The 18516-nt window shown below is 41.4% G+C and carries 18 protein-coding genes and 1 riboswitch; of the genes, 4 read left to right on the top strand and 14 right to left on the bottom strand.

Features of this window, described 5'->3' with window-relative positions; translation table 11 throughout:
* Positions 1-704: 704 nt before the first annotated feature.
* From ACTNB8_RS06745 to ACTNB8_RS06700, 10 genes are all read right to left on the bottom strand, one after another.
* Positions 705-1673, bottom strand: a complete 969-nt coding sequence (locus ACTNB8_RS06745) for a hypothetical protein (protein ID WP_441053366.1) — start codon at positions 1671-1673, stop codon at positions 705-707.
* A gap of 789 nt (positions 1674-2462) precedes the next feature.
* Positions 2463-2897: a DMT family transporter gene (locus tag ACTNB8_RS06740; protein ID WP_441053364.1), complete on the bottom strand. Its 435-nt coding sequence runs from the start codon at positions 2895-2897 to the stop codon at positions 2463-2465.
* A 127-nt stretch (positions 2898-3024) separates the two neighbouring features.
* A complete protein-coding gene (locus tag ACTNB8_RS06735; protein ID WP_441053362.1) occupies positions 3025-3813 on the bottom strand; it encodes a hypothetical protein in 789 nt (262 codons plus the stop codon).
* Between the two features lie 543 nt (positions 3814-4356).
* Positions 4357-4707 (bottom strand): zinc-ribbon domain-containing protein, encoded by a 351-nt coding sequence (locus tag ACTNB8_RS06730; protein ID WP_441053360.1) that lies wholly within the window; start codon positions 4705-4707, stop codon positions 4357-4359.
* Positions 4708-4865: 158 nt separating this feature from the next.
* Entirely contained in the window at positions 4866-5231 is a 366-nt protein-coding gene (locus tag ACTNB8_RS06725; protein WP_441053358.1) for a heavy-metal-associated domain-containing protein, read from the bottom strand.
* Complete coding sequence (locus ACTNB8_RS06720; protein ID WP_441053356.1) at positions 5231-5380, bottom strand: hypothetical protein; 150 nt, start codon at positions 5378-5380, stop codon at positions 5231-5233. Before ACTNB8_RS06720 ends, ACTNB8_RS06725 begins: the two co-directional genes overlap by 1 nt.
* 44 nt (positions 5381-5424) lie before the next feature.
* On the bottom strand, positions 5425-5616 hold the full coding sequence (locus ACTNB8_RS06715) for a FeoB-associated Cys-rich membrane protein (RefSeq protein WP_441053354.1): 192 nt from the start codon (positions 5614-5616) through the stop codon (positions 5425-5427).
* Positions 5617-5692: 76 nt separating this feature from the next.
* Complete coding sequence (feoB, locus tag ACTNB8_RS06710) at positions 5693-7873, bottom strand: ferrous iron transport protein B (RefSeq protein WP_441053352.1); 2181 nt, start codon at positions 7871-7873, stop codon at positions 5693-5695.
* A gap of 98 nt (positions 7874-7971) precedes the next feature.
* On the bottom strand, positions 7972-8190 hold the full coding sequence (locus ACTNB8_RS06705; protein ID WP_178415140.1) for a FeoA family protein: 219 nt from the start codon (positions 8188-8190) through the stop codon (positions 7972-7974).
* A 218-nt stretch (positions 8191-8408) separates the two neighbouring features.
* Positions 8409-8618, bottom strand: coding sequence for a FeoA family protein (locus ACTNB8_RS06700; RefSeq protein WP_296158374.1), 210 nt, complete (start codon positions 8616-8618; stop codon positions 8409-8411).
* A 300-nt stretch (positions 8619-8918) separates the two neighbouring features.
* Between ACTNB8_RS06700 and ACTNB8_RS06695 the strand changes: the two genes are divergently transcribed.
* Positions 8919-9293, top strand: a complete 375-nt coding sequence (locus ACTNB8_RS06695; RefSeq protein ID WP_441053349.1) for a metal-dependent transcriptional regulator — start codon at positions 8919-8921, stop codon at positions 9291-9293.
* 35 nt (positions 9294-9328) lie between these two features.
* On the opposite strand, the gene ACTNB8_RS06690 is transcribed toward ACTNB8_RS06695, so the two are convergent.
* Genes ACTNB8_RS06690 through argC form a run of 4 tightly spaced genes read right to left on the bottom strand, consistent with a single transcriptional unit; the run spans position 9329 to position 13716 of the window.
* Positions 9329-10543 carry an aspartate aminotransferase family protein gene (locus ACTNB8_RS06690; protein ID WP_441053347.1) on the bottom strand — a complete coding sequence of 405 codons (1215 nt, stop codon included), beginning with the start codon at positions 10541-10543 and terminating at the stop codon, positions 9329-9331.
* Positions 10512-11408, bottom strand: coding sequence for an acetylglutamate kinase (argB, locus tag ACTNB8_RS06685; protein ID WP_441053344.1), 897 nt, complete (start codon positions 11406-11408; stop codon positions 10512-10514). The genes ACTNB8_RS06690 and argB overlap by 32 nt, the downstream gene beginning before the upstream one ends.
* 22 nt (positions 11409-11430) lie before the next feature.
* Positions 11431-12654, bottom strand: a complete 1224-nt coding sequence (gene argJ, locus ACTNB8_RS06680) for a bifunctional glutamate N-acetyltransferase/amino-acid acetyltransferase ArgJ (protein WP_441053341.1) — start codon at positions 12652-12654, stop codon at positions 11431-11433.
* A gap of 21 nt (positions 12655-12675) precedes the next feature.
* Positions 12676-13716, bottom strand: a complete 1041-nt coding sequence (gene argC, locus ACTNB8_RS06675; protein ID WP_296158359.1) for an N-acetyl-gamma-glutamyl-phosphate reductase — start codon at positions 13714-13716, stop codon at positions 12676-12678.
* 418 nt (positions 13717-14134) lie between these two features.
* Here argC and ACTNB8_RS06670 point away from each other — a divergent pair, with 418 nt between their 5' ends.
* From ACTNB8_RS06670 to ACTNB8_RS06660, 3 genes are all read left to right on the top strand, one after another.
* Complete coding sequence (locus ACTNB8_RS06670) at positions 14135-15367, top strand: argininosuccinate synthase (protein WP_441053339.1); 1233 nt, start codon at positions 14135-14137, stop codon at positions 15365-15367.
* Between the two features lie 241 nt (positions 15368-15608).
* Positions 15609-15704: riboswitch (purine riboswitch) on the top strand.
* A 65-nt stretch (positions 15705-15769) separates the two neighbouring features.
* The gene (locus ACTNB8_RS06665) at positions 15770-17059 is read left to right on the top strand and encodes an amidohydrolase family protein (RefSeq protein WP_441053337.1); all 1290 of its coding nucleotides are present in this window, start codon (positions 15770-15772) and stop codon (positions 17057-17059) included.
* Between the two features lie 30 nt (positions 17060-17089).
* Positions 17090-18466, top strand: coding sequence for an NCS2 family permease (locus tag ACTNB8_RS06660; protein WP_441053334.1), 1377 nt, complete (start codon positions 17090-17092; stop codon positions 18464-18466).
* Positions 18467-18516: the final 50 nt, after the last annotated feature.

Raw genomic sequence — 18516 nt, 5'->3', positions numbered from 1 at the left:
ATTTCAGGGAAAGTAACTATATTTTAATTGATTACTGACCGGTGTTCAACCGGTTGGGAAAGGTTTGGAAGAGTTACTTCTACCACTGTTTTTGCAATGGTAAGTTCCAGTCAAGACCTACTGGAACTGGAATTTACTTTTCCAATTGACCTTTTATGGATACATCATAGAACTGCAGTATTTATTTCAATTTTTTATATTATTTTGCTCACGGCAGCACTGTCTGTCTTTCTTCCACCGCTCACAAAGCCTGTTCTGCTATTCCGTCTGCGCCGCTTTTTATCGACTTTCTTCGCTAACTCGCTTCGCTCAGACAAGCTCCGAAAGCCGAAGCTATGCTCGCCGGACTCACGCATCTCAGGCTGGCGTTCGCTTGCAGAAGAAATGACAGTTTCTGCCTGTAAATTCATACAAGTAAATACACCGGATATTTTCGATAACTGTCTCCTGCCGGATTATATACAGAAATGTAAACAGGAACCCGGTGAGGCTTCTGTGATTTCGCATGCTCTAATTATCGCTGCGGGCATTGTCTGAATGCCGCAGGCATGAGTTATGCAGGAGCAGCGATTAATAAATGAGCAAAGAAATCCAGAAACACAGCCTAGGTTTCTGGTGGCATTTCTGTATTATAAGAAGGCAGTTGCAATCTCAAATTTTCGGTGGTATTTCTGTATCATAAGAAGACAGATTCAATATCTCCCCTACAGTTTTTCAATTTCTTCCTGTGTAATCCCCGTCACTAACTGCATTATTTCCTGCGTTGTCATTCCCCGCGCTTTCATCTTCGCCGCTATACCAAGCGATGTTTTTCTTTTTGTTTCTTTTTTTGTTTCTCTCCTTGTCTCTTTTATTGCTGCTTTCTTCTCTTTTTGGGCACTTTTAATTATCTGCACTTTTTCCGCTTCAACTTCCGCAACCGCCTGATTAATTTCCTCTTGTATAATCCTTCCTACTTTTGTCATTTCAATCCACCCCCTGATTTCTTCTGCGACTTCTTTTTCTATTATTTTATCAGTAAACACCAACAAACCACTCAAAACAAAAATCTGCCTGCTTTCATCAGTAATACCTTTTACTTTTTCAAAGCATCTGTGGACTGCCCTCTGCTGTTCTTCTTTACACCTATATATCAACGGCAACAATATCAACTGCATTTCATCTTCTTCTGTCAGTTCTTCATTGTTCCGAATTTTTTCATCAAGCTGTACTTCAATCATTTCAGCATCTAATTCCGACAGGAAAATCTCTTCTACCGTAAATTGCAAACAACCAATGTCCAGTTTCGGCTGCGTATTATCCCGTTTTATATTTCCTGTGTAAATTACAATCATTCGTATTGGAGGACTAATATCTCCTTCTTTCCAGTTTCTTTTTAATGTACGTACTATATAATTCAGATATTTTATTTTATCTTCGTAACTGTATGTACTCTCATAATCTACCAGCGCCAGTGAATTATCTTCCAGCCTGAATAGATTATCCATTCGCAATTCATTTGCCTCCACTGTCGGTAGATTCGTCGGTAATACTTCCACTATCTTTGGCAATTTTAATCCATATGCTGCAAAAGATTTATTTTTCAGATTTTCTCCAAATGTTTTTGATAAAACATCTTTATTGTGATAACTGATTTCATTTTTTTCTTTATGCTCTGCTGTATTTTCCGTCATATCTCCTCCTGCCTGCCGAAAAATGGGAAAATTATCCAGAGCATTATGTTCTACTTTTATTCTATAACATATCAGCCCTGAATTCAATTCTTTTTTATTTTTCTGTCAATAACTTTTACCTGGATTTCATGGGATGAAATACCCTGAAAAGAATCAGATGTGTCTTCAGATATGCTTATAGATTAGCATTTTTATAATAGAAATACAATAGAATTCGTTCGTCAAATTGTGACATAAAATGGTAGGTATAATAACAACATATTCCTACATTATTCACGGCAGCACTGTCTTTCTTCCACCGCTCACAAAGCCTGTTCTGCTATTCCGTCTGCGCCGCTTTTTATCGACTTTCTCCGCTAACTCGCTTCGCTCAGACAAGCTCCGAAAGCCGAAGCTATGCTCGCCGGACTCACGCATCTCAGGCTGGCGTTCGCTTGCAGAAGAAATGACAGTTTCTGCCTGTGCATAAAAAATATCGTCAATCGCGAGTTTAACCCAAACGCTTCTACCATTTCGATAACTGGCTTCTGCCGGATTATATACAGAAATGTAAACAGGAACCCGGCGAGGCTTCTGTGATTTCGCATGCTCTAATTATCGCTGCGGGCATTGTCTGAATGCCGCAGGCATGAGTTATGCAGGAGCAGCGATTAATAAATGAGCAAAGAAATCCAGAAACACAGCCCAGGTTTCTGGTGGCATTTCTGTATTATAAGAAGGCAGTTGCAATCTCGATTTTCGGTGGTATTTCTGTATCATAGGAAGACAGACACAATAATCAAAAAATCTTTATTTCTCCCATTTGAATATAATAATGCCCATAACAGCAACCACCATCCCCACCAGTTTCCGCCACTCAAACGGCTGCTTATCCATACCGAAAATCCCCAGCAGTTCAATAACCCACGCAACCACAAGCTGCGAGATCACAATAAGCATGGCTGCCTTCGCCGGTCCAAGTGCACCCATACTCTGAATAACCGTAATTGTAATAAAAGCTCCGATCACGCCACCCAGAAGCGTGTATCTGTTTTCAACCTGCCACAGCGACGTTATGCTCTGCCTTCCTGTAAAAAGCCACGCAAGCACACATACAGCAAACGCCGAAAGCTGAACCCAGCCAGTAGCAACCCACAAACTTGTCTGCTTTGTCACCTGTGTATTAAAAACCCCCTGGACACTCATCAGTGCCCCTGATACCAGTGCTGTCAGAAATCCCCACATAATACCAATATCCTCCATAAGAAACTGTCTGGTTTTATTCCAGATCCCCTGATTTCTGTATAAAGTATATGTATTTTTTTTCTGAATATACTTTCCAGTACACCTTTCAAAATCATGAATCCCTGAATCATATCAAATATTTATTCACTAATCCTTCTATTATTTTTGAATTAAGAACACTCTGCTCCGTTTCAAAAGTAAGTATCAGTCTGTCTCCTGGATAAATATCATTTTTCTGGTAAGATTCTATTTTTCGTACTGCTGTTCTTGCATATTCCTGTTTATCCATCATTCCCTCATGCTCCCAGTAAATTTCCTGTCCTGTTTTTTTTGACAAAAACGTAAAATCCGGATGTACTGTACCGTACCCTTTCAGATAGAGTGGTTTTTCATATTTATATGGTATATCTTTTCTGTAGAAATAATCTGCAAGTATCTTCTCTGACTTAGATCTTACCCGTTCTCCCTTTTCAGTAAGAATTACCGGTGACTCCTCTCTGAATTTCTTTCCCTGATATTCCTCTGCATACCATTCTGTCAGCAGTTGATTCCACGTTGGTTCTGCCGGAATTACCAGTATCTGCCTTTCCTTATGCATAGAGGTATAGATTTTCTCAATTTCATCATCTGTATAATCCTGTAGTATTTTTTTTATTTGTTTTAACCTTCCTTCCGCCTTCTTCAGCACTGTTTTGTTGTAAGTTTTTTGTGCCAGCAATTTAGGCAGTTCTTTATTACTTCTTGGAATGTAATTTCCTTTTTTATTATTCGTACATTGATAATAACGAGGATGATTTTTGTCACTTGAAATCCTGAGATAACCTTCCGGTGCTGTTTCCAGTCCATTTCCCGCTTTCATCACAATTTTTTCAAGCCGTTTCTGCTCCTGAATCAACATCTGCTGTAAACCTTGCATATTTTCTTACCTCTTTTCATCTCTATTCCAAACATATTTGACTCCTTCAATGATTTTACTAATTTGCAGTCAACCCAAACTCTTAATTCCATTGACTCCTTTGGACGTTTTTGCATTTTTCAGTCAACCCAAACTCTTAATTCCATTGACTCCTTTGGACATTTTTGCATTTTTCAGTCAACCCAAACTCTTAATTCCATTGACTCCTTTGGACGTTTTTGCATTTTCCAGTCAACCCAAACGCTTAATTCCGTTGACTCCTTTGAACATTTTTACATTTTTCAGTCAACCCAAACTCTTAATTCTATTGACTCCTTTGGACATTTTTGCGATTCCCGGTCAACTCAGCGCTTTTATCTTTTTGATCTGGAATAATAATCTATGAAAATGCAGGAGAAAATACATAATTTTTCGGGCCGAGCCTTATCTGCTTCTAAGTCTAACGAAGCATCTGATAGTATTCAATGAAACTTTCTGTGAAATTTCTTATTTTTATATAAAAAAAGAGACAGTATTTTCATACCATCTCTGTCATATGATCACCTATAAACTGCTGCTTATAACATAGCCAATACTGCCACCTCCGATAATAACAAAAAGAATTACCAGAAGAATCAGAAAGCAAAAATATGATCTTGCAAAATTTTTCAGATTTTTATTTTTTGTTCCTCCAAAGGAAAATACCAGAAGAAGAATAAAACCAACCAATGGAATAGAAAACAAAATTTCATATCCGAAATATCCCCACATACTGATTGGTTTATAATCTTCCGGAATATAGTCATCACTGTTTCTTTCATAGCTTCTATGATTTTCTTCTCTCAATGGTGTTCCACAGTTTTTGCAATAAGATGACCCTTCAGCATTTTCTGTTCCACAATTTTTACAGTACATTTTTCTTCCTCCCATTTTGTAAAATCAGACACCTGGTTTCTTTCAGTATATGTTTATCACTCATATATGTCCAGTATTATCAGTAAAAAACTAAAAACAGACACAGGTTTCTTTCCCGTGTCTGTCTTTCTTATTTATATCAGCCCATCAGCAGAAAATCATTTCACACTGACTACTCTGTAACCTGCATCTTTCACAACTCTTTTTAGATTTTCCTCATCAAGTTCTCTGTCATAGGAAACAACTGCCTCATTCTGGGAAAGATTAACCTTTGCAGATGCTCCATCAACTTTATTGATTGCTTCTGTTACAGCCTTTACGCAATGCTCACAGTGCATGCCGGAAACTTTCAGTACTGTTTTTCCGAGAACCGGGTTCTCAAGCTTTTTCTCCGGAATATCCAGGGCAACAGATCCACTGCCGCCACCACAGCAGGCGCCTTCACCTTTAAAATGTTTAATCGAGCCCTTCAATGCAAGTACAAGGAGTGCGATCACTATAAGTACAATAATGATGTCAACCATTACTCGTCACCTCTTTTAAATTCTTCATCACGTTTTTTATCTCGTGCTTTCTTTATCCATAAGTAACTCTGATATATCAGGACACCAATCAGATAAATAACAATAACCGCTCCAAACATATAAAATGTGGAACCTGTTGAATTTCCCATAATGTTTCTCCTATTTTGTTACTGCTCACTTTGTTCACGTAACTTTATTTCTTCATACGTGGACTTTTGGGTGCTGCACCATAAGAAGCACCTGTACATCCACCACAGCTTCCGCAGTTACCGCTGCATCCACTGCAGCCCATATGCTTACCTTCTTTTGTATTTTTGATTCCCTTATAGATCAGGAATCCACAATAGCCAAGAATCAGAATCATTATAACAATATTTGCCAGCATTTTCCTCATCCTCCATGAATCTCATTATAACAGAGGCTGGATACATTTTCTGCATCCAGCCTCCATTTTTTTATATTTATGCCTGTACAGAACGTTTGGAATAAACTTTCTGATTTTTATACGGATCTGGTCTGAACAGAAGGAACAGCATTACGATCAGGACGATAAATCCAACTGCTGTACCAATGCCGAACGCACCACCTGTTACAAAAGAACCGATCTGATAGAAGCAGAGGCAAACAACGTAAGCAAATATATTCTGGAAAAGAATTGCAAACCAGAACCACTTTCTGTCGTTCATTTCCTTTGCCATTGTTGCGATAGCTGCGAGGCAAGGAGAATCAAGAAGGTTGAACATCAGGAAGGAGAATGCTGCGATTCCTGTCGGGAACCAGCTTGCTACACCTGCTGCTACGTTTACTGCATCTTCTGTATCACCAGCTACGTTAGCCAGAACACCCATTGTAGATACGATTGCTTCCTTTGCTGTGAAACCGGAGATAGAAGCTGCAACTGGCTGCCATTCACCAAATCCGAGAGGTGCAAAGATCGGAGCGATCACACCACCGATAGCTGCCATAAGGCTGTCTGCACTGTCTTCTACCATTCCAAATCCACCATCTGTAAATCCGAATCCACCAAGGAACCACATTACTACGCAAGCCAGGAACAGGATTGTACCAGCTTTGATGATGAAGCCTTTCAGTCTTTCCCATACATGAAGAAGAACTGTTTTAACCTGCGGAATATGATACTGTGGAAGCTCCATAACGAACGGAGCCGGTTTTCCGGAGAACGGTTTTGTTTTCTTAAGAATGATTGCTGCTACGAGTACTGCTACGATTCCGATGAAGTACATCAGTGGAGCAATAAAGGAACTTTCTGCATATCCTGCAGTTTCACCTGCAATAACGCCACCCATAAGAGCGATAACAGGAAGTTTTGCACCACAAGGAATAAATGTCGCTGTCATAATAGTAAGACGTCTGTCATTATCCTGTTCGATGGTCTTGGAAGCCATGATTCCAGGAATACCGCAACCAGAAGAAATAAGGAGCGGAATGAAACTCTTACCGGAAAGTCCGAAGTGACGGAATACTCTGTCCATAACGAATGCGATACGTACCATATATCCACAGTCTTCAAGGATGGAAAGGAACAGGAACAAAATTGCCATCTGAGGAACAAATCCAAGTACTGCACCAAGTCCACCGATAATACCGTCAACAACAAGTCCCTGTACCATATCGCCAGCGCCGATGCTGGTAAGGATATTGCTGAAGAAATCCTGAACAGCAACTACAAATACATCATTTGTCCAGTCTGTCACGAATGTACCTACTGTTGTTACAGATACATAATATACAAGCCACATGATCGCGATAAAGATCGGGATACCAAGGATACGGTTTGTTACGATACGGTCAATCTTATCGGATACTGTAAGTTTGTCTTTTGCTTTTTTGACAGTTGTATTAACAATCTTCTGAATGAATTTGTATCTTTCATCTGTTACGATACTTTCCATATCATCGTCATGTTTCTGTTCAAGTTCCTGGCGGTTCTTATCTACTACAGCCTGAGCAGAAACGGAAAGTTTCATAGCTTCTTTAACTTTTTCATCGTTTTCAAGGAACTTAACTGCATACCATCTCTTTTTGTCGTCTGTGATAGAATCCGGCAGAACAGATTTTACTTCTGTAACTGCTTCTTCCATTTCTTTTGAGAAGATATCTTTTGGAAGATCAACACTGCTCTTCTTTGCAACTTTTACAGCTTCGTCGATCAGATTGTCAAGTCCCTCACCTTTCAGTGCAGATGTCTCGATGATCGGGCAGTCAAGCAGCATGGAAAGACGTTTTGTATCAATCTTGATTCCTCTTTTTGCAAGAAGATCGGCCATGTTCAGTGCAATAACAACCGGTACTCCGGTTTCGATCAGCTGAGTGGTCAGATACAGGTTACGTTCAATATTGGTAGCATCTACCAGGTCGATGATAACGTCCGGATTTTCTTTCAGTACGTAATCACGGCTGACTACCTCTTCCAGTGTATATGGTGAAAGAGAATAAATACCAGGAAGGTCAGTTACGATGATCTCCTCGCCTTTTCCTCTTTTTCCTTTCAGTTTACCTTCTTTTTTCTCAACAGTAACTCCCGGCCAGTTTCCTACATACTGGTTAGCGCCCGTTAATGCGTTGAACATTGTGGTTTTACCACAGTTCGGGTTACCGGCAAGTGCAATTTTAATTGCCATTTCTTTCTTACCTCCTTATTCCCTCTTGCTGCTGTTTTACAGCATTTTATGCTGCCGTCAGAATTTACGGCAACGGTTTTACTTATGTACAGAACAGATTATTTTACCTGTACGCACTGAGCATCATTTTTTCTTACTGATAACTCATAGCCTCTTACAGTGATCTCAACCGGGTCACCTAAAGGTGCAACTTTACGGATATAAAGTTCACTTCCCTTTGTAATTCCCATATCCATAATACGTCTTTTGTACGCGCCGTCTCCTTCAATTTTGGTTACAACAACTGTACTTCCAACTTTTGCATCACCTAAAGTCATTGTTCTGTCTCCTTTCCCTATTTGCTTGATATATCTTACATCACTTACAAACTGCCTTACGAACCACTCCATTGCTTCGCAATTCCCGTGATTCTGCAAACATTCGGAATCCGTAAATTTTCTGCGAAAATTACTGCTTCCTCATGTTTGGCGGCTTCCAAGTCCAGCCATTTATGCGTGCAAGCACGCAAAATGTCAGTTCCTTTGAAGCCTTGGCGTCAGATCATGATGTGTCTTGCCATATCCTGGTTAACTGCCACACGGGCATCTTTGACATTTACGATTACATTTCCACCGATCGCAGACACTACAGAAATCTCAGCGTCTGTTACAAACCCGAGGTTTGCAAGAAAACGTCTGGTTTCTTCATTTCCGCCAACTTTCTGGATCTTGCATTTCTCACCGATTCCTGCCATTGTAATTGGCATCATAATTTCAACCCTCTTTCTTATTGAGAATTTTTTTCTTTTTAAAATAAACAAACGGATTCATATCAGCTGTTCTTTATCTCTTAAGTTAGTATATGCTAACGTTTGTAAGCTGTCAAGTACTTTTTTTTGTTTTGCACAACTCTTGTTTGTTATGATGAACAGTAGGCAGTTCTGGCGTACTTCCTCATAGTGAAATCCAACAATTTTTGTTGTTCTGACATGTAAAATATGTTATAATAAGAAGCACTATAAACACATTGTGTTATTTGATATTGAGAAGAAATTGGGGTGTAATGAATGCATACGAACGAATCCGCTGAAAACTATCTGGAAACAATTCTTATTCTGAGTAAATCTCATCCAGTCGTACGTTCTGTTGATGTTGCTTCTGAACTTGGATTTAAGAAATCCAGTGTCAGCGTTGCAATGAAAAAACTCAGAGAAAGCAACCAGATTACCGTATCTCCTGAAGGTTATCTTTACCTGACAGAATCCGGACTGGCTATTGCTGAAAAGATTTATGAAAGACATCTTTTCCTTTCCAAATGGCTTGAGAATATGGGTGTTGACGCTGCTGTCGCAGCAAGCGATGCATGCAAGATCGAGCACGTGATCAGTGCCGAAAGTTTTGCAGCAATTAAGAAACACATTGATCTGAATAACATGAACTAAAAAGAAACGGCGGAGCAAATGCTCCGCCACTTTATTTATGCAAGACTTTTTTCCAGTTTTTCTACCATTTCGTCGATATGCTCTTTTGTGATAACAAGAGGCGGTACCAGACGAAGCACATCACTTCCTGCCGAAATTACCAGAAGCCCGTTTGCAAGAGCTTTATTCACAATAGTTCCAACCGGTACCCCTGTCACAACCAGTCCCTGAATAAAACCTTTTCCACGGCGTGTGGAAAGTACATCATACCTATCCACAAGTTCATCCAGTTTCTGCTCCAGATAAGGAGTCAGTTCTCTAACGTGATCCAGGATATGATCTTCCTCAAAAATATCAAACACTTTGCTGACTGCCGCACATACAAACGGATTTCCACCATAGGTAGTACCATGATCTCCCGGCTCCAGAGAAGTCTCCGCTACTTTTTCTCCAAGGACAAACGCACCTACCGGCACTCCACAGCCAAGCGCTTTGGCACTGGACATTACATCCGGTTTCACGCCATAACCCTGCCATGCAAAATAATTTCCGGTACGTCCCATACCACACTGCACTTCATCAAAGATCAACACGATATCTTTTTCATCGCAGATTGCACGAAGTCCTTCCAGGAATTCTTTCTGTGCAGGATAAATTCCGCCCTCACCCTGGACAACCTCAGTAATGATTCCGCAGGTTTTGTCTGTGATCTGTGCTTTTACGCTCTCAAGATCATTAAAATCAGCAAATTTCACACCACCGATCAGCGGCTCAAAAGGTTCTCTGTAATGTGCTGTTCCTGTTACGGAAAGAGCTCCCATACTTCTTCCATGGAAAGAATGGTTCATGGCAATGATCTCATATTTCTGAGCATCTTTACCATATTTTTTATACGCATATTTACGGGCGACTTTCAGTGCACCCTCAATGGCTTCTGTTCCGCTGTTTGTAAAAAATGCCTTGCAGAGTCCGCTGGCTTTTACCAGTTTCTCTCCTGCCTCGCTCATAGGTTCATTGTAATACAGATTAGAGATATGTGTCAGCTTGTCAATCTGGGCTTTCAGCGCCTCATCATATCCCGGATAATGATATCCAAGTGCATTTACAGCAATACCTGCTGCAAAGTCAAGATATTTTTTATCTTCTGTATCGTAAAGATAACATCCCTCTCCCCTGTCAAACATTACCGGGAAACGGTTATATGTATGCAGAATACTCTGTTCTGCATGTTCCATCTGATCATGCATGCTCATGATAGTATTTTTCACCATCCTCTCTCAAAATTGCGGTACCGATACCTTTGTTTGTAAAGATCTCCAGAAGGAGACTGTGCGGAATACGTCCGTCAAGGATGTGGACTCTGTTTACACCCTCTTCAATAGCATCAATGCAGTTCTGAAGTTTCGGAATCATTCCTCCGCCTACGTAACCTTCACTGATCAGTTTTTCCGCTTCCTGAACATGGAGTTCAGAGATCAGTGTATCAGGATCATCTTTATCCTTGTAAACACCTTCAATATCAGAAAGGAAAACAAGTTTTTCTGCATGGACAGCTTCTGCAATCGCACATGCCGCATCATCTGCATTGATATTGTAGGAATCAAAATTTGTATCAAATCCTACAGGGAATACTATAGGAAGAAAATCTCTTTCAAGAAGATCCTGAAGGACCTTCGGATTAACCTTTTCAATATCTCCTACAAATCCGATATCTTCACCTTTGGATAATTTCTTGTGGCACTGAAGAAGTCCGCCGTCTTTACCGCTGATGCCAACAGCCTGAACACCAAGTGATTCTACCAGCGCTACCAGTTCTTTGTTAACTTTTGCAAGAACCATCTCCGCAATTTCCATGGTATCTTTGTCTGTTACACGAAGTCCGTTCACAAATCTCGGTTCCATGCCGACTTTGTTTACCCAACGGCTGATTTCCTTACCACCACCATGTACGATGATAGGTTTGAAACCGATCAGTTTCAGAAGTACAACGTCTTTGATGACATTTGCCTTCAGTTCTTCATCCAGCATGGCACTTCCGCCATATTTAACAACTACGATTTTACGGTTAAAACGCTGAATATAAGGAAGCGCCTCAATAAGGGTTTCCGCTTTGTCCAGATATTTCTGATTTACCATTTCTCTGTCTCCTTGATTTTACTCAGGACCTGTAGTCCGCATTTATTTTTATATAATCATAGGTAAGATCACAGCCCCATGCTGTTGCTGTGCAGTCGCCCATTTTTACATCTGCGATTGCTGTCACGGCATCTTCTGAAAGAATCTTTGTAGCTTCTTCTTCACTGTAATTTACAGCAACACCGTTTTCTATGATCTTAATCTTACCAGCCTTGCTTTCAAAATAAAGATCTACTTTTTCCGGATCGAACTGTGCACCGGAATATCCCATTGCGCAGAGGATTCTTCCCCAGTTTGCATCATGTCCGTAGATTGCAGCCTTTGTAAGAGATGAAGTAACAACGGATTTACTTAAAGTCACTGCCTGCTCCTTGCTTTCTGCGCCGATGATTTTTACTTCAAATAATGCAGTAGCGCCTTCTCCGTCTCCTGCGATCTTCTTTGCAAGTGTTGTATTGATATAATTCAGCGCTTCACAGAATTTCTGATAATCTTCATTTTTCTCGGTAATCTCCGGATTACCTGCCATACTGTTAGCCAGAAGGAGAACTGTATCATTTGTGGAAGTATCTCCATCCACAGAAACCATATTATAGGTATCCTGTACGTCCTGACTCAGGGCCTCCTGAAGAAGTCTCTTGGAAATGCATGCATCTGTTGTGACAAATCCAAGCATGGTACACATATTCGGATGGATCATACCGGAACCTTTGCACATACCGCCGATCGTAACAGTTTTTCCGCCAATTTCAATCTCAACTGCTACTTCTTTTTCTTTTGTATCTGTTGTCATGATGGCTTTTGCTGCTTCATTTCCGGCTTCCAGGGTTCCCTTGAGCTTCGGTGCCATAGCTTTGACACCTGCTGCAAGTTTTTCGATGGGAAGCTGCATTCCGATAACACCTGTTGAAGCTACCAGAACACTGTCAGCATCTACATTCATAGTTTCTGCAGCTGCTTTTGCAGTCTCTCTGCAGTATCCGAACCCTTCTTCTCCTGTACATGCATTTGCAATACCACTGTTACAGATGATAACCTGGGCCGTCGGATGATTGTATACGATTTCCTGGTCCCATTTTACGGGAGCCGCTTTTACGATATTTGTTGTAAAAGTACCCGCTGCCACACATGGCTTCTCACTGTATACCATGGCCATATCTGTTCTTCCCTGATATTTGATTCCTGCTGCTGTTGATGCAGCCTGAAATCCTTTTGCTGCTGTAACACCACCTGTAATGATCTTCATAATTTATTCTCCCCTCTTGTCTTACGGCATCATCGGAATCTGACGAAGGCCTTCTGCCTCGTCAAAACCAAACATAAGATTCATATTCTGAACAGCCTGTCCTGCTGCGCCTTTTACAAGGTTGTCGATAGCACCCATCATGATCACACGTTTTGTTCTTGGATCGATCTTGAAGTTTACATCTACATAGTTGCTGCCTTCCACGCATCTTGTCTGCGGGCAGACATCTTTGTCAAGAACACGGATAAAGTTTTCATCTGCATAATATTTATCATAAGCTGCTCTTACTTCTTCATAGGAAACATCTTTCTTAAGAGAAGCATATGCAGTTACCAGAATACCTCTGTTCATAGGAACAAGATGTGGTGTGAAGTTGATCAGGACTTCCTGTCCGCATGCATATCCAAGCTGATCTTCGATCTCCGGTGTGTGACGATGTGTCGCAACGCCGTATGCCTTGATGTTTTCATTTACTTCACAATAGAGATTCGGAACTTTTGCTCCTCTTCCTGCACCTGAAGTTCCTGACTTCGCATCAATGATGATCGTATTCGGATCGATCAGGTCCTCTTTCAGAAGCGGATAAATGGATAATGTAGAACATGTCGGATAGCATCCCGGATTTGCGATCAGTCTTGCTTTTTTGATATCCTCTCTGTTAATCTCGCAGAGTCCGTAAACAGCTTCCTCAATAAACTGTGGGGACTTGTGTTCAATTCCGTACCATTTCTCGTATTTCTTTACATCTTTAATACGGAAGTCTGCGCTGAGGTCAATAACCTTTGCTTTGGAAAGGATCTCTTCGTTGACAAGTGATGCGCAGAGTCCCTGGGGCGTTGCAGTAAAGATCACATCAACCTCATCTGCAAGTGCAGCCATATTATCATCCATACATTTTGCATCTACCAGTTTAAAAAAATTCTGATACACATCTGCGTATTTCTGATCAATGTAACTTCTTGATCCATACCATGCTACTTCTACATCTTTATGTCCCAGGAGCAGTCTTGCCAGTTCATTTCCGGCATATCCTGTTGCTCCGATAATTCCTGCTTTTATCATTTAGATTTCCTCCTTATTTTCCATGTTCCCGGATTTTATCACATACCTTTTAAAACACCTCGCAGGGTATTTCCTGCTGAGCTGCGTTAATTATACATCCGCTATGCATAATATGCAACATATATTTTCGACATATTTTACGTCCATTTTTCCTGTTTTAATGAATTTTTATTGATTGTTTCCTATTTTATGTTGTATTTTTATGCAAAATATTTTTTCATTTTTTTATATATGACTATTGCATATTTATAAAATCTGGTGTATATTAACCATTGTCAGCGAAAACTGACACAGCGTACAGACAGGCAATAATTATTCATTTTATCCGGCCTGCTTCACTACATTACAATTCTAAATTTTATCAAAAATAAACGTATCTGCCAAGTGCAGAACGATAATTTTCAGGAGGAACTTAATTATGAAAGAAAAAGTTGTATTAGCATATTCAGGCGGACTTGATACCACAGCACTTATTCCGTGGCTGAAAGAAACCTTTGATTACGAAGTTATCTGCTGCTGTGTAAACTGCGGACAGGGAAACGAGCTGGACGGTCTCGACGAAAGAGCCAAACTTTCCGGAGCATCCAAATTATATATTGAAGATATCGTAGATGATTTCTGTGACAACTATGTAATGCCTTGCGTACAGGCAGGTGCTGTTTACGAACATAAATATCTTCTCGGAACTTCCATGGCACGTCCTGCTATCGCAAAAAAACTTGTTGAGATCGCACGTAAAGAAAATGCTGTTGCAATCTGCCACGGTGCTACAGGTAAAGGTAATGACCAGATCCGTTTTGAACTTGGTATCAAAGCACTTGCTCCTGACATCAAGATCATTGCTCCATGGCGTATGACAGATGTATGGACCATGCAGTCACGTGAAGACGAAATTGAATTCTGCCAGGCTCACGGAATCAACCTTCCATTTGATGCAAGTCACAGCTACAGCCGTGATCGTAACTTATGGCACATCAGTCACGAAGGTCTTGAACTGGAAGATCCTTCACAGGCTCCAAATTATGACGATATGCTTGTTTTAAGCGTTACTCCTGAAAAAGCTCCTGACAAGGAAACTGAAGTCACCATGACATTTGAGGAAGGTGTTCCGAAAACTCTTAACGGAAAAGCAATGAAAGTTTCCGAGATCATCACAGAACTGAACCGTCTTGGCGGCGAAAACGGAATCGGTATCATCGATATCGTAGAAAACCGTGTTGTCGGTATGAAATCCCGTGGTGTATATGAGACTCCTGGCGGAACAATCCTTATGGCAGCTCACGAACAGCTGGAAGAGCTGATCCTCGACCGTGACACAATGGAAGCCAAGAAAAAACTCGGCAGCCAGTTTGCGCAGGTTGTATACGAAGGAAAATGGTTCACACCACTTCGCGAGGCAATCCAGGCATTCGTTGAATCCACTCAGAAATATGTAACAGGCGAAGTTAAATTCAAACTTTACAAGGGCAATATCATTAAAGCAGGGACAACTTCTCCATACAGCCTTTATAATGAATCTCTTGCTTCCTTTACAACAGGTGATATGTACGATCATCATGATGCAGACGGATTTATCACTCTGTTCGGACTTCCGCTCAAAGTTCGCGCAATGAAATTACTGGAAGTACAGAAAAACCAGAACAATAAATAATTGATTTCACAACCGGTCAGCTTTTTATAAAACTGGCCGGTTTTTTTGTTACTGCTCACTCCGTTCACAGCAACTTGGTCAAAATCCATTCCAAATCACCTTCGGTGATGGGATTTTGCCCCGTATGTCTCGGGATTTTGCCATATTCATGGCAAAACACCTCGCGGGATATTACCTGTGAACAGTTACGTTTTTTTAAATCACAATTGACAGAAAACATTTTCTAATTTATAATAATTTTATAAACAAAAACAAAGAAGCTTATATATGTCCATAATTGGTTGGACGTCTCTACCAACTACCGTAATAGTTGTCTATAAGTTCCTTTCGGAACTTCTGTAGGCAGAATATCCGGTATTTTTTTTGCCCCGAATTCTCTTACAGACAAAGGAGGCAGATCATATGAAAAAAACAAATCCAGCCATTTTTGCGCTTAAAGGCACTGTCTGTTTCAGTGCTGACCAGACACATCTTTGCACTTATGACAATGCTTACGTCATCTGCGAGAACGGCAGATCCGCCGGTGTTTATCCTGAACTCCCCGAAAAATTCCACGGAATTCCGGTACGCGACACCGATGGAGCACTTATCATCCCGGGACTCACAGACCTTCATCTTCACGCACCCCAGTATTCATTCCGGGGCATGCATATGGATCTCGAACTCCTGGACTGGCTGAATAATGTCACTTTCCCGGAGGAAGCCAGATATGCCGATCTGGAATATGCCCGCAGAGCTTATTCCATCTTTACAGATGATCTCCGTAAAAGCGCTACTACACGGGCTTCTGTTTTTGGAACTCTCCATACTGATGCCACAGAACTTCTGATGGATCTTATGGAAAAAACCGGACTCATCGCTTTTGTCGGCAAAGTCAACATGGATCGCAACAGTCCGGATGAACTCCGGGAAATTTCCGCTTCAGCCTCTTACGAGGCAACTATTCGCTGGCTCGAAGACACTGCAGGTAAATATCAGAATATCTATCCTATTCTGACTCCGCGATTCATTCCCTCCTGCACGGACAAGCTCATGAGTCTTCTTGCCGATATTCAACGAACTTACTGTCTTCCTGTACAGTCTCACCTTTCTGAAAATCAGGGAGAGATCGCCTGGGTAAAAGAACTTTGCCCGGATTCCGCTTTTTACGGAGATGCCTATGACCATTTTGGTCTGTTCGGCGGAGAAGCCTGTCCCACTGTTATGGCTCACTGTGTTTACAGTTCCGACGAAGAAATCGCACTTCTCCACAAACGGGGCGTTTTTGTCGCTCATTGTCCACAGTCCAACACCAATCTTTCCTCAGGCATTGCTCCTGTACGGAAATATCTGAATGAAGGGCTTCACATCGGACTTGGCACAGATATAGCCGGCGGTCATTCTCTCTCCATGCTGCGCGCCATAGCCGATGCTATACAGGTATCCAAGCTTCGCTGGCGTCTTGTGGATGACTCCCTGAAGCCACTCTCTCTGGAAGAAACTTTTTACATGGCTACCATGGGTGGCGGCGAATTTTTTGGAAAGGTCGGCAGTTTTGCGGAAGGCTATGAGTTTGATGCGGTCATCCTGAACGACAGACAGCTCCCATGTCCACATGCTCTCACGGCAGCTGAACGACTGGAGCGCCTGATCTATCTTGGAGAAAATGACTGCATCACCGGAAAATATGTATCCGGTAATAAATTATTCTAGTGTGTATACGCTAAAGAAGGGGGTAAATTTATGAACCTTGACAAATTATTTCACCTGAAAGAGAACAAAACCGATGTAAAGACTGAGGTAATGGCAGGTATCACTACCTTTATGACTATGGCCTATATTCTGGCTGTCAATCCTAACATCCTCTCCGCTTCAGGCATGGACCGCGGCTCCGTTTTCACAGCAACTGCCCTGTCCGCATTTATTGCGTCATGTCTGATGGCACTCCTGTCCAATTACCCGTTCGTTCTGGCGCCTGGTATGGGACTCAACGCATACTTCACCTACACGGTAGTCCTTGGTATGGGATACACATGGCAGCAGGCACTGGCAGCAGTATTTGTGGAAGGTATCATCTTCATCCTTCTGTCCCTCACAAATGTACGTGAAGCAATTTTCAACTCCATCCCTATGAACCTGAAACATGCAGTATCTGTAGGTATCGGACTTTTTATTGCTTTTATCGGGCTTCAGAATGCGAAGATCGTAGTAAACAATGATTCCACTCTGGTAAGTATTTTTTCCTTTAAATCATCTGTTACTGACGGAACATTTAATTCCCAGGGAATCACTGTTCTTCTGGCACTGATCGGAATCCTCATTACAGCTATTCTTCTTGCCAAAAATGTAAAAGGTGGAATTCTGTGGGGTATCCTTATCACCTGGGGACTTGGAATCATCTGCCAGCTGACACACCTTTATGTTCCAAACGCAGACCTTGGCTTCTACAGCCTTCTGCCTGATTTTTCCAACGGAATCTCCGTTCCGAGCATGGCACCGACTTTTATGAAGATGGACTTTTCCATTGTGTTCTCACTTGATTTCGTTGTCATCATGTTTGCATTCCTGTTTGTAGATATGTTTGATACACTCGGAACTCTCATCGGTGTAGCTTCAAAGGCAGATATGCTGGATAAAGACGGTAAACTTCCGAAGATCAAAGGCGCCCTTCTTTCTGACGCTCTCGGAACAACAATTGGTGCAGCATTCGGTACTTCTACTGTAACTACTTTCGTAGAAAGTGCTTCTGGTGTTGCAGAAGGCGGACGTACAGGACTTACTTCCCTGGTTGCAGGCATTCTTTTCGGACTTTCACTCCTGCTCTCACCAATCTTCCTGGCAATCCCGTCATTTGCCACAGCACCAGCCCTGATCATCGTAGGTTATCTGATGCTCACATCTGTGACCAAGATTGATTTCAGCGACATGACAGAAGCAATCCCCTGCTTCATCGCCATCATAGCCATGCCGTTCCTTTACAGTATTTCCGAAGGTATCTCCATGGGAGTTATTTCCTATGTAGTGATCAACCTTCTCACAGGAAAAGCAAAAGAAAAGAAAATCAGCCTTCTGATGTACATTCTGGCTGTTCTCTTTGTGTTAAAGTACATTTTCCTGTAATGTAGAATTTATTTTTAAATCAGTTTTGAATTTATATTCAATGCGGCTCC

The sequence above is a fragment of the Blautia sp. HCP28S3_G10 genome (assembly GCF_052065235.1).
Taxonomy (GTDB): domain Bacteria; phylum Bacillota; class Clostridia; order Lachnospirales; family Lachnospiraceae; genus Blautia_A.
Note: the sequence above shows the minus strand (reverse complement) of the source record. Positions and strands in the feature narration are given on the sequence as shown.

Excerpts from the sequence above, each read along its gene's own strand:
- ACTNB8_RS06745 (WP_441053366.1), bottom strand. The coding sequence starts at position 1,673 with ATGACGGAAAATACAGCAGAGCATAAAGAAAAAAATGAAATCAGTTAT.
- ACTNB8_RS06740 (WP_441053364.1), bottom strand. The coding sequence starts at position 2,897 with ATGTGGGGATTTCTGACAGCACTGGTATCAGGGGCACTGATGAGTGTC.
- ACTNB8_RS06735 (WP_441053362.1), bottom strand. The coding sequence starts at position 3,813 with ATGCAAGGTTTACAGCAGATGTTGATTCAGGAGCAGAAACGGCTTGAA.
- ACTNB8_RS06730 (WP_441053360.1), bottom strand. The coding sequence starts at position 4,707 with ATGTACTGTAAAAATTGTGGAACAGAAAATGCTGAAGGGTCATCTTAT.
- ACTNB8_RS06725 (WP_441053358.1), bottom strand. The coding sequence starts at position 5,231 with ATGGTTGACATCATTATTGTACTTATAGTGATCGCACTCCTTGTACTT.
- ACTNB8_RS06720 (WP_441053356.1), bottom strand. The coding sequence starts at position 5,380 with ATGGGAAATTCAACAGGTTCCACATTTTATATGTTTGGAGCGGTTATT.
- ACTNB8_RS06715 (WP_441053354.1), bottom strand. The coding sequence starts at position 5,616 with ATGCTGGCAAATATTGTTATAATGATTCTGATTCTTGGCTATTGTGGA.
- feoB (WP_441053352.1), bottom strand. The coding sequence starts at position 7,873 with ATGGCAATTAAAATTGCACTTGCCGGTAACCCGAACTGTGGTAAAACC.
- ACTNB8_RS06705 (WP_178415140.1), bottom strand. The coding sequence starts at position 8,190 with ATGACTTTAGGTGATGCAAAAGTTGGAAGTACAGTTGTTGTAACCAAA.
- ACTNB8_RS06700 (WP_296158374.1), bottom strand. The coding sequence starts at position 8,618 with ATGCCAATTACAATGGCAGGAATCGGTGAGAAATGCAAGATCCAGAAA.
- ACTNB8_RS06695 (WP_441053349.1), top strand. The coding sequence starts at position 8,919 with ATGCATACGAACGAATCCGCTGAAAACTATCTGGAAACAATTCTTATT.
- ACTNB8_RS06690 (WP_441053347.1), bottom strand. The coding sequence starts at position 10,543 with ATGGTGAAAAATACTATCATGAGCATGCATGATCAGATGGAACATGCA.
- argB (WP_441053344.1), bottom strand. The coding sequence starts at position 11,408 with ATGGTAAATCAGAAATATCTGGACAAAGCGGAAACCCTTATTGAGGCG.
- argJ (WP_441053341.1), bottom strand. The coding sequence starts at position 12,654 with ATGAAGATCATTACAGGTGGTGTTACAGCAGCAAAAGGATTTCAGGCT.
- argC (WP_296158359.1), bottom strand. The coding sequence starts at position 13,716 with ATGATAAAAGCAGGAATTATCGGAGCAACAGGATATGCCGGAAATGAA.
- ACTNB8_RS06670 (WP_441053339.1), top strand. The coding sequence starts at position 14,135 with ATGAAAGAAAAAGTTGTATTAGCATATTCAGGCGGACTTGATACCACA.
- ACTNB8_RS06665 (WP_441053337.1), top strand. The coding sequence starts at position 15,770 with ATGAAAAAAACAAATCCAGCCATTTTTGCGCTTAAAGGCACTGTCTGT.
- ACTNB8_RS06660 (WP_441053334.1), top strand. The coding sequence starts at position 17,090 with ATGAACCTTGACAAATTATTTCACCTGAAAGAGAACAAAACCGATGTA.